Annotated in this window: 10 protein-coding genes and 1 pseudogene; 3 read left to right on the forward strand and 8 right to left on the reverse strand. The window is 67.0% G+C overall.

The window, feature by feature from the left end:
* The 3 genes and pseudogenes from HNV26_RS35495 to HNV26_RS35505 form a co-directional block, all read right to left on the reverse strand.
* Positions 1 to 757 (reverse strand): annotated as a pseudogene (locus tag HNV26_RS35495) (hypothetical protein); the annotation flags it as partial.
* A 638-nt stretch (positions 758 to 1,395) separates the two neighbouring features.
* Positions 1,396 to 2,316, reverse strand: coding sequence for a DUF2381 family protein (locus HNV26_RS35500; RefSeq protein WP_171444187.1), 921 nt, complete (start codon positions 2,314 to 2,316; stop codon positions 1,396 to 1,398).
* Positions 2,317 to 2,387: 71 nt separating this feature from the next.
* Positions 2,388 to 4,331 carry a serine/threonine protein kinase gene (locus HNV26_RS35505; protein WP_171444188.1) on the reverse strand — a complete coding sequence of 648 codons (1,944 nt, stop codon included), beginning with the start codon at positions 4,329 to 4,331 and terminating at the stop codon, positions 2,388 to 2,390.
* A 259-nt stretch (positions 4,332 to 4,590) separates the two neighbouring features.
* Here HNV26_RS35505 and HNV26_RS35510 point away from each other — a divergent pair, with 259 nt between their 5' ends.
* Together HNV26_RS35510 and HNV26_RS35515 are read left to right on the forward strand one after the other, a co-directional pair.
* Positions 4,591 to 4,908: a helix-turn-helix transcriptional regulator gene (locus tag HNV26_RS35510; RefSeq protein ID WP_253817354.1), complete on the forward strand. Its 318-nt coding sequence runs from the start codon at positions 4,591 to 4,593 to the stop codon at positions 4,906 to 4,908.
* 52 nt (positions 4,909 to 4,960) lie between these two features.
* Positions 4,961 to 5,308 (forward strand): helix-turn-helix domain-containing protein, encoded by a 348-nt coding sequence (locus HNV26_RS35515; protein WP_171444190.1) that lies wholly within the window; start codon positions 4,961 to 4,963, stop codon positions 5,306 to 5,308.
* Positions 5,309 to 5,507: 199 nt separating this feature from the next.
* On the opposite strand, the gene HNV26_RS35520 is transcribed toward HNV26_RS35515, so the two are convergent.
* Together HNV26_RS35520 and HNV26_RS35525 are read right to left on the reverse strand one after the other, a co-directional pair.
* Entirely contained in the window at positions 5,508 to 5,894 is a 387-nt protein-coding gene (locus tag HNV26_RS35520) for a hypothetical protein (RefSeq protein WP_253817355.1), read from the reverse strand.
* Between the two features lie 7 nt (positions 5,895 to 5,901).
* Positions 5,902 to 7,071, reverse strand: coding sequence for a serine/threonine-protein kinase (locus HNV26_RS35525; RefSeq protein ID WP_171444192.1), 1,170 nt, complete (start codon positions 7,069 to 7,071; stop codon positions 5,902 to 5,904).
* 257 nt (positions 7,072 to 7,328) lie between these two features.
* Here HNV26_RS35525 and HNV26_RS35530 point away from each other — a divergent pair, with 257 nt between their 5' ends.
* Positions 7,329 to 7,787, forward strand: a complete 459-nt coding sequence (locus HNV26_RS35530; protein WP_171444193.1) for a DUSAM domain-containing protein — start codon at positions 7,329 to 7,331, stop codon at positions 7,785 to 7,787.
* Between the two features lie 219 nt (positions 7,788 to 8,006).
* On the opposite strand, the gene HNV26_RS35535 is transcribed toward HNV26_RS35530, so the two are convergent.
* The 3 genes from HNV26_RS35535 to HNV26_RS35545 form a co-directional block, all read right to left on the reverse strand.
* Complete coding sequence (locus HNV26_RS35535) at positions 8,007 to 8,558, reverse strand: PspA (RefSeq protein ID WP_171444194.1); 552 nt, start codon at positions 8,556 to 8,558, stop codon at positions 8,007 to 8,009.
* 116 nt (positions 8,559 to 8,674) lie between these two features.
* On the reverse strand, positions 8,675 to 9,097 hold the full coding sequence (locus HNV26_RS35540; RefSeq protein ID WP_171444195.1) for a hypothetical protein: 423 nt from the start codon (positions 9,095 to 9,097) through the stop codon (positions 8,675 to 8,677).
* Positions 9,094 to 10,061: recombinase zinc beta ribbon domain-containing protein (locus HNV26_RS35545; protein WP_171452987.1), on the reverse strand; the 968-nt coding region annotated here is incomplete at its 5' end. The genes HNV26_RS35545 and HNV26_RS35540, both read right to left, overlap by 4 nt.

Here is a 10,061-nt window from a genome sequence, read left to right on the forward strand (position 1 = left end):
CTCCCGCCTTGCCCCAGTCATGCACCGCGGACAGCGCCAGCGTGTACTGCATGGGGTACGGCTGGCGGCCCACGAGGAGGTGCTGCATGTCCAGGACGACTTCCGCCCCCATCAGCCGCGCGCCCAGCACGTCCGAGGCAAAGGCCTCGACGTAGAGGGGCCTCAGCATCCCCGTCACCACCGCGCCGGCCGGGTGGTAGTCGGGGTTGCCCCGGTTGTTGTAGCGGCGCACCAGGTGCCCGGACAGCAGCGTGTAGGACTCCAGGGCGCCCACCCACACGAAGTTCGGTGCGTCGCCCCCCACCATCAGATTCTGGACCAGCTGGCCCCAGTCGGAGAGCTCGTCCCAGTCCTCCTTGCGCACCAGACTGCCCCCCGCCTCCCCGCCCCACATGCGCAGGCGCACCGGAGCGCCCAGGTCGACTTGGAGGAAGCCTGGCTTGACGACCTCCAGCCGAGGGTGGAGCTGCAGGAAGCCCTCATCCGTCCCCGCACCACGGCGAGGCAGTAGCGCCCATGTCGTGGTCTCCAGGCTCAGCCGGTTCGCCCAGCCAGAGCCAGAGCTGGACGAGGCCGGCTCCTCTTCGACCAGGGCGTCCCCATCATCCATGGCAGGCTCGAGCAGCTCGTCCACCTCTGGCTCAAGGAGGACGGTGTCGTCCTCGACCTTCGCCAAGTCGTCTTCATAGGCAATCTCCTCCGCCCACCCCACTCCGGGTAACACCAACAGCAACACGACGGCCCAGCGCATGAACATCGACGTCTCCTGAGAAGGCCCCGGCAGGGGCAAAGGACAGAGGCTTCCCGTTCAGTCCGGCAGGGCGCCGGGCTGCGGGGTGAATGCGTTGCATCGCGGGAGTCGTCGGCAGGCCGGCCGAGCGAAGCGACAAACAAACGTGTCACGTCACGGAGCCAGGAAGCCCGGCTCCGTCCCAACCGCAGACAGACGTGTCACGCCACGGCGCCAGGCCAAGGCTTGGCTCCGCTCGTGACTCCAAACGCGAATAGGAATGACTAAGGAAGGGCTCTTCAGCGTCCGTCAGGCATGCGGCCCGACGAAGCGCAGACGGCTTCTCGGCGCACGGCTTCCGCCAGCACGCGCCTCACGTGGCGCTTGCGGGAGGTCCTCTGCGCAGCGCGAGAGCCCAACGCCGACTTCGAAGCGGGCTAGGAGGGAGGATCAGTCGCGTCGCCTTCCGGGCGCTCTCCGCAGTCATCAAGGAAGCGCGCAGTCACGCGCGCGCACTCCAGCACAGTGAGGTACACATCGCCTCCAGGGAACGCCAGAATGGACTATACCTATAGGTACAGTCCATTGGACCCTGAATTGGCATTCCGCACAAGCCCCCAAACGCCGGAAACCCACGAAAGGGCTCGGAGGTGGCGCTCACAGGGTCATGGGAAGGTGACGTTGCCTAGCGTGATGGTGCGGCGCATATCTGCATCCCAGAGCTTGAGCGTGAAGCTTCCTTGAGGTGAGTCGGATGCAGTTTCAGCCTCTACCACGACTCGCTGGCTCGGCGAACCAGCGGCCACGGGGCCCGACTGCCACACTCGAAGCACCTTCAGCTCCTCGTTGGCCTTGCCCCGTAGGGTTGCCCCCTTGGCAGTCCACGGTTGGGCGTCTCCTACATATTTGAGGAAGACCTCGACGGCCACCCGGCGGGCTGCGCGGTATGAGACGACACGGTGTCTGCTTACTGCCCCGCCCGGGCCCTGCGTTACATCCTTGGTCACGTCGCGGACCTCAACGCCCCGCCCACTGAGGACTTCCGTCGAGATGAGTCCTGTCAGCCCATCAGGAGCACTTCGCTCCGCGCGCAGGCGCTCATTCTCCTCTCGGCACTGCTCAGCCTCGATGCGCGCTTGGCGGACTTCCTCCTGGTATGTCTCGACGCTTCTCTTGCGCCGATAGACCTCGACGAGCGCTTCTGGCCGTGCAGGGTGCGAGACCAGGACAAACGTCGCGCTCGCCGGGGCCGCGCCATCCTGGAAACGCACCGTCAACTTGAGCCGGTCACCCGGATTGAATCTCTCTGAAGGAACGAGGCGCAACGTGCTGAGGCCGACATCCAGGACCGAGAAGCGCTCGCGCCCCTCGATCACCACCCCTTCTCGACTCACCTCCGAATCGAAGATGAACACCGTCGAAAGTCCTGGGCTCACCGCGACTTCAGGTGCGGGCTGAGCATCATCGGAGACCAGCTCGATTCGACGAACGCTCAGCCCCACGGCAGATGAGGGCGACTGCGCCAGAGCCGCCCCTCCTCCAGAGAGGAGGAGGAAAAGCAGCACGGCCGACACGGAATGATGCACGCAACGTCTCCCCTACCAAGCCAGCGACGACACCGCTGGCGACTCACGGGCACCTGCCCAACAACGACAGCTCATTCAAACTCACTCACTGCCGTGACTAAAACGGCAGAGTACACGCGCGCCTTTCCGGACTCCCCTCCGCCACCCTCTATCTCCAGTCCGCGGTTGCGAATGCCGTCCTGCACCTCCAGGCACACAGGGAAGCTCTCTCCGCGAAATCGCGCTCGCGTCAGTCGGACGTAGACGCGGTCGGCAATAATGAGTCGCCCAGACAGCGTGGCGTAGTCCGAGCCCAGGATGATCTGTGCAGTGCCGTCCTTCACCGTTACGTATTTTTCTTCTCCCCGGACGAAGCTCCCGGCCTGCCTATCCCCAATGTCCATGCCGAGCTTCTTCATGCCCTTGGTGGAGCCTGCTGGGCACGGTTCAGGCTCCGGAGCGGGACGCACCTGTGGGCCCGAGCAGGCCAGCGCGCCGCAGAGGGCCGTTGTCGTCAGGGCTGTGCGGACGCTCCGCGATGCCTTCTTCGCAGGCACTGGTGGGGAGGAAGCGGTGTCATTCTGGGTGGTCGTCACGGTTGCAGTCACCTCGGGAAGCGTCGCGGGGGGAGCGACGGCCGCAGGTGTTGCCTCCGGCCCGATGGGAGCTGCGGCCGGGGCAGCTTGAGGTTTCTTGGCATATGCCGCTACTTCTTGACCGGGGCCAGCCTGCGGCTTTGGTGAGGCCGTCCGCTGAGAGAAGTACGCCCCAGACGCGAGGGCCATAGCCAGCACCCCCGCGCCCAGCACGCGTCCCATCCTGATTCGCGAGAGGAACGAGCGCCGCCCCACCTCGACGAAGGGGGCCTCGGGCGCCGCATGCAGGGGCTCCGCCGCCGGTCCGGCCTCCTCCCCCGCCTCGAGCGCCAAGCCCGGCAACTGCGCCTCCACGGGCAGCGGGGCCTCGGGCACCAGCGGGGCCTCGGGCGCCAAAGCCGCGGGCCCGCCTTCGCCTAGGACTTCCGGCAGCTCCGGCCCCGGCGCCTTGCCACGGCGCATCTGGCGCAGGGGCCGTTTCGCCCACCGAGCCAGCTTGTCCACCCCGCCCTCGGTGGTGGCTGAGTTCGGGCCATACGAGTCAAACAAGGGCGTGTCCCACGCCTCCCCTTCAGCCCCGGCCAGGAGCTCTTCCAGGGCCGCACAGACAGCGCTCGCGTCGGGACGTGCAGCAGGGTCCTTCTCCAGCAGCCGCATGCACAACATGGCCAGCGGCTCCGGGACGAAGCGGTTGACGTGGTGAGGGGGCACAGGCGACCTGCCAATGACACTCCTGATGTAATCCTCCTCCAACCCCACGTCGAAGGGCAGCCTCGCCGTGAGGAGGCGATAGAGGACGATGCCCAGGGCCCACATGTCATCCGAGGGGGCGGACACGTAGCGGAAGCCCTTCTGGCCGAAGTACTTCCGTATGAAGAGCCAAGCCTCGGGGGGGCGGTACTCCATCGTCCCGGGCGGTAAGATGGACTGGGTGACGCCGGGCGCTCCCTTGTAGTCCCCGATGCCGTAGTCCACCAGCACCGCCGGGCCGTCCGCGTCGCGCACCATGACGTTAGCGTCCTTCACATCCCGGTGTACCACTCCTGCCGCGTGCGAGGCCTCCAGCGCCCGCGCCACGTCGAGCGTCACCTTCGCAATCTTCCGAGCCGAGGGGTTCTCCTCCCGCACCCACGCGCTGAGCTTTCGCCCCTCCACGTACTCCATGGCGATGAGGGCAAACTCACGCTCCCATGCCTGCCAGTAGCTGAAGCCGCGAATCCCCACCACGTTGGGGTGCTTCAAGCTCACGAGAATGGCGATTTCTCTCTCGACCCGCCCCTCGACGCGCTGCCGCTCCACAACCTTCAAGGCGCAGGTCTGCCCGTCGTTCGTCGCGAGATACACGGTGCCGAAGCCGCCCTGGTCCAGGTGCCGCACCACCGTGTAGCCCATCACCACGTCCCCGGGGGACAGCACGGCCGGGGGGCCGTTGTCCCTCATGGCGACTTCCTCCTGGCGACGCTGTAGGACAGCAGGACTGCGGCCACGCGCATGCAGCTCCCTCCCCGACGACGCCCCACGGTACCAGAAGCCCGGGGAAATCGCGCGAAGTCTTCTCCCACCTCCAACCACCAATCACAGAGGGCGTCGAGCCATTCATCAAGGTGAACTCAGCTAGACTATCAGGTACAGTTCATTTGGAATGCACATCCCCCCTGATGCCCTCACCTTCGCCCCTCCGAAGAGACGCGCCCGCCCTTTGCCTGCCGTCCTCGGAGAGGCCCTGCGCGCGGCCCGCCTCCGCGCGGGCCTGCAGCAGACAGAGGTGGCGAGGCTCATCGACATCTCCCGCAACGCCTACAGCCGACTCGAGCGGGGCCAGATGCTTCCCAGCGTTCAGACGCTGTTCCGCCTGTGCACCGTCGTCAGCGCCACCCCCAACGAACTGCTGGGCTTCCCCTCCGCGCTGCCGCCGGGCACGAGCGCAACCGCCAAGGACGCCCTGCAACGCCGCGTGCGCCAGTTGAACGGGCGCCAGGCCCTTGCCCTCATCCAGCTCCTGTCAGGCGTCGGCTGATAGAATAGTGCTGCCTTGACAACTGGCAATTCAGGTATACTCCCTTGTACCTATGAACGAACAGCTTGCAGCGCACCTTGGCGCCATCGCCCGTCTTGCTCGGGAACAGATGAGTCTGACGCAGGTCCAAGTCGCGGAGCGCGTGGGGATGGCCTCCGCCGTCTACAGTCGAATCGAACGCGGGCACATGATTCCCAGCGTCGAGACGCTGAAGAAGTTGTGCATCGAGTTGATGGTCTCTCCGGAGGACATGATGGGCCTCACCGAGTCGCCTGACAGAGGGGCACCCACTCGGCCGGAGGATGACGTCACCTTGCGCCGCCTTCTGTTCCTCGCGCGCAAGCTCGACGCGGCGAAGCTGGACGCCCTCGTCCGCATCACCACCGAGCTGGCCCGCTGAAGCAGCGCCCTGAGTGAAGGGGCGCAGCCAAACGGCTCACGCCGCCCCCTCCCCAGCACCAAGAGGCCAGCAAGTCGGCGCCTCCGAGAAGGCAGCAGGCCTGGCGAAAGAGCCCCATGCCTCGGAGCCCTTCACCTGGAGCCCCAGCGGGCCCTGGCGATGACGGAGCGCCTCCCCATCCGAAGGAGGAGGCACCCCGCTACGCTGCGCCGCGCTCTTGCAGTTCCTCATTCACGTCGGCGAGCTGCGCCTCCAGGCTCTGCTTCCTCAGTTGGAGGCGGGCCACATCGTCCAGCCCCGCCTCCTCGTCGAGACGTCGCTCCTTCGGGGGGTCGGCCTCCAAGTCATCACGCACCTCGACTGTGAGGACGTCGCCCGCGCGGATGTTGTTGGCGTAGCACCACTTCAGGTGCTCGCGGTACTCCCTGCCCACGGAGCCCCCCACATGGAGGTCTATCTCCGGATTGTCGCGGGTCTCGTCGTCGGGACGGCGCACCCACGTCAGGATGGTGGAGAGGACACCGAAGTCCGACACCCCCGCGGTGGTGATGTGCCGGCCATTGCGCAGGACACGAAAGCAGAGCATCGGCGGCCTACTCCTTCTTCGGGAGCCCCAGTTCGTGCTTCTCCAGCCCATCCGGGTAGATGCCGGCCTCGCCGAACTCCACCACGTCGCGAAGCACCCCGCCCTCGGACACGACACGGGCTGCCTCCTTGGCGGCGTCCGCGCGCCCATAGGGCTCGCGGAGCTGGGCGTGGGCGACGCCACGCAGCGCATCCCGCATGTCCGCTGCCGTCGCGAAGCGCTCCTCGGGGTTGAGGCGCAGGGCGGTGTGCAGCACCGCCTTGAGGTCCTCATTGAGGTGGGCCACCGCCTTCTCGACGACGTGCGGCCCGAAGGACTCCATGAGGGCCTGCATCTGCTGCAGCGGCAACGAGGGCTGCGACTCCGCGACGAACCGGCTCTCTTTCGCCACCACCGGGACGTCACGCACCTCGAAGAGGTGCTTGCCCGTGAGGCACTCCACCAGCAACACCCCCAGGCTGAAGACGTCGGAGCGCGGCGTCAGCCCCTCCTTGCGCAGGTACTCCGGAGAGGCGTAGGCCACGTCCCCTCGCAGCAGATTCTCGGGCGACTCCTCCCGCCCCACCAGCAGCGAGAATGCCGAGCCGAAGTCCAGCACCTTCACCTCTCCATGGAGGCCCAAGGCGATGTGCCGGGGACTCACGTCACGGTGGACGATGCCCAGAGGCACACCCTTCTCTGACGTTAGCGTGTGCGCGTAGTGCAGCGCGTCCGCCACCTCCGCCCCCACGTACAGGCCAAAGCCCTCCGAGAGAGGCTGCCCTCGCACCAACGCCGCGCACACCAGCGTCTCCAGCGAGGGCCCACCCACGTACTCCATGATGGCGTAGGGGGCGTCCTCCTCCTCATTCACCTGCATATGGAAGACTTGGGCGATGTTGGGGTGGTTGAGGCGAAAGGCCAACTGCACCTCTTCAATCATCCGCGTGCGCATCATGTACGTGGAGGGGCTGGCAATCCGGCGAACCAGACAGAGGCCGGCCAGGACTCCATCCGCCACTCGCCGCTCCACCTTCAGGAGCTTCTCGCCATTCGACCGCACCTCGACCTCCCGCACCGCCTCGTAACGCACGCCCTCCACTTCGAATAGGAAGCGCGGCGCGCTGGGGCTAGGCGGGGTGGGGAGTCGGGACGGTAACTCCTCCGTCGACACTTCATCTTCCGGACGCTTCGTCATGGCTGTGAATCCTCCTGAAAGAGGGCGCGCGGCCCCACGGACACCGAGATTCGCCGTCGCGGCAACTCTCCCGGAACCTGAAAGGTCTAGTTGACTCGACCGTCGAATTAACATGACCTTTTGCACCTGTGAAGCCCTCTGACACCCGCAGCGGACAGGTCGCTGCCCCATGAGCGCCTATCCCTCTCCTGGGTGCAAGAGGCCCCAGCCCTGGCTTCGCATGCAGGTTGGGGCTGCTCGCAAAGGAAAAATGACTCGTGAGTGAAACCGTTGACTGGGGCCCGATTCGCGAACTGGCACGTCGTGTCCTCACCGAAGGAGAGCGCCTGGCCCTCACGCGGAATGAGAAGGCGCTGCTGAAGCGCACGGCCGCCGAGGTGGGCATCAGCGCCAGCGAAGCCAAGAGCGCGCTCGCTACGGAAGAGGGGGCGCTGGGCCTGCTGCAAGAGGAGTCTCGGCGCATCCGCGAGGGCACTCGCCGGCTCATGGACGCGCTACACCGGATGTACCAGCACAAGGACGAGGGAGACTTCGTCAGCGCCCGCCAGGAGATGCGGGACGTGCTCGCTGTGGAAGTCGTGCCCCACTACCGCGCCATCGCCCAGGGGCAGCTCGAAGCCATGGCCGACGAGCCGCAGCAAGGAGAGCGAATACCGGGTGCTTCCCCCCGGGCAGTGTTCGCTAGGCGCATCCCCTTACGACTGCGGGGCCGGTAGTCTTCACATTTGAGGCGGGGCAGATTTGCCCCACAGAAGACTTCCGACTCGGACAACTGTCCCGGCGAGAATCGTTGCTGCGTTTCTGCGGACAGCATTGTGGTGGCGCGGGGGGGCCTCCACCACAATGCTGTCCGTGTAGTCCTGCGGGCACCATTCGTGGGGCTTCTGTCGGCTGAGAACCACGCTCTTCAGCCTACCCCTGCCCCTCATCTCGCGTCAGGCTGGCGTCACCTTGTCGAAGGGGCGCACCACCTTCAGGTTGTCGGAGATACGCGCCAACGTCACCGTCTTCGCCTTCGCGTCGACGGCCGTCACCTTCGCCGAGAAGCTGCCCCGCCCCTGCTTGTAACGCACCTCCTGTCCCACCTCGTATGCGACGGGCGTCGCCGGGCTGGGACTGGAGCTGGGGACGGCGGCCGGTGCTGTGCGTCCCGCCGCACTCGGACGCCCTCGGCGCTTCTGGGGTGCGACCTTCGTCCGAGTGGGCTTGGGCGCGGCCTCCGACCTCACCCACTTCCGCACCGGCACCGAGGACGGGCGCTTCTGCGCGCTGGCGAGCGCGGGAGCCCGCTTCGACGCGGGAGGAGGTACGAGTGTGCGCTTCGGCGCGGACGCCGCGGACGTCGAGCCAGGCTCAATGCCCAGGAATTGAGCAATCCTCCCCAGCAGCTCCAGTTGCCGCTCCAGCAGCTCCACCTGCCGGCCCATCGTCTTCTCGACCGCCTCCGCCACCGCAGTCTGGATGATGCCCTTCATGTCGTTTTGCATGTGCTCTCGCTCACTTTCGTCGCGGGGCGTACAGCCCGCGCACTCTCAACGCGGACAACAATTCAGCCTCTTGCACTCACGCTACACCAAGGAGTCCGGGTATTCGGACGCCCGTCTCAGAATGAAGCCTTCACCTCGCGCCAGCGCTCGCGCTGCACCGCCCACGTTCCCGCGTGTGCAATGGCCCGGAGTCCTCTCTCGCTGAGAGGCTCCTCCCCATCCACGGCCTCAAGGAACAGCACCTCCTCCTGGATGTCGGGCGCCAGCAACTGCAAGTCCAGCAGGTGCGTCACACGCGCGCGGGTAAACCCCAGTTGACCAGCGACGTCCGCCGCGCTCGCCACCAGCCCTCGCGCAATGGCGGATTCCACGTGGTGCGCCAGGGCCAGCATGCGCGCGACGTGCGCTGGCCGGCGCGCCGCCTCTCGCGGCGGGGGGCGCGCCCCCTCCCGGAAGCGCACCTTCGAGCGACGCACGCGGTGGAACTGCGCGCTGACGAGGCCGCCCTCCGCCGGCCGAGACTCGGGACTCGCGCTCACGCCGCCACCTCCTCGCGTCCAGTCGCTGCGGCCTCACCGGCATGGGTAAGGTGCACGTCCACCCTGTCCGTCTCCTCGTCCACCACGACTCGGCCGACGAGGGCCTGCAGCAGGCGCCCCCGGTTGGCGGCCGTGAGGGCGTCCCACACCGCGTCGAAGTCCGCCAAGGCCTGGGCCACCCAGGCCGCCTCCAGCTTCTCCCCCTCCATGGCGTCCAGGGCGCGCTCCACCTCCGCCAGCCGCTTCTTCATGCCGGCGGACTCTTCTTCAGCGGCCGTCAGCTTCTCCTCCAGGAGGCGCCGGGAGGGGCCCTCCAGCTTCGAGAGGGAATCCACCCACTTCGCGGACTCCCCTGCGCGCTTGGCCAGGTCCTTCGGGAGCTGCACGCGCTCGGCGCGCAGGGCCTTGTGCTTCTCCTCCAGCCGCGACGTGAGGCGGGCGTGTACCTGCGTCGCGAAGCCCCCACCTACCGAGACTTCCCGCAGCCGGGCGACGACGAAGTCCTCCAGGGCGGCTGCCGGAAGGGGTGAGGCCCGGCACCCCTCCTTCCCCTGCTTGTCCCGGGTGACGCAGCGGTAGTAGCGGTACTCGCGCGTGCCCTTGCGCGTGGAGCCGGGAGTCATTGCCTCGCCGCACATGCCGCAGCGAAGGAGGCCCCGCAGCACGTAGTCGGGGTTGCGCCCGTGGTACTGGATGCCCGGGCCGCGGCCCTCCAGGATGTCCTGCACCTGATGGAAGGTGGCCCTGTCCACGATGGGCGAGTGCTCGCCCGGGTGCGCCTCGTCGCCATACGGCACGAAGCCCGCGTACAGCGGACTGCGCAAGAGGCGCAGCACGTCCTGCGTCGTCCATTTCCGAGCCGCGCGCGTGGCACCACTCTGCGCCTCGTACCGCTTCGTCTTGCGCCCCGTCTCGTTGAGGAGGCGCGACACCACCGAGGCCTGCTGGTGCTGGAGGTACAACT

It is taken from the genome of Myxococcus xanthus (genome assembly GCF_013116825.1).
Taxonomy (GTDB): Bacteria; Myxococcota; Myxococcia; order Myxococcales; family Myxococcaceae; genus Myxococcus; species Myxococcus xanthus_B.

Excerpts from the sequence above, each read along its gene's own strand:
- HNV26_RS35505 (WP_171444188.1), bottom strand. The coding sequence starts at position 4,331 with ATGAGGGACAACGGCCCCCCGGCCGTGCTGTCCCCCGGGGACGTGGTG.
- HNV26_RS35515 (WP_171444190.1), top strand. The coding sequence starts at position 4,961 with ATGAACGAACAGCTTGCAGCGCACCTTGGCGCCATCGCCCGTCTTGCT.
- HNV26_RS35520 (WP_253817355.1), bottom strand. The coding sequence starts at position 5,894 with ATGCTCTGCTTTCGTGTCCTGCGCAATGGCCGGCACATCACCACCGCG.
- HNV26_RS35525 (WP_171444192.1), bottom strand. The coding sequence starts at position 7,071 with ATGACGAAGCGTCCGGAAGATGAAGTGTCGACGGAGGAGTTACCGTCC.
- HNV26_RS35535 (WP_171444194.1), bottom strand. The coding sequence starts at position 8,558 with ATGCAAAACGACATGAAGGGCATCATCCAGACTGCGGTGGCGGAGGCG.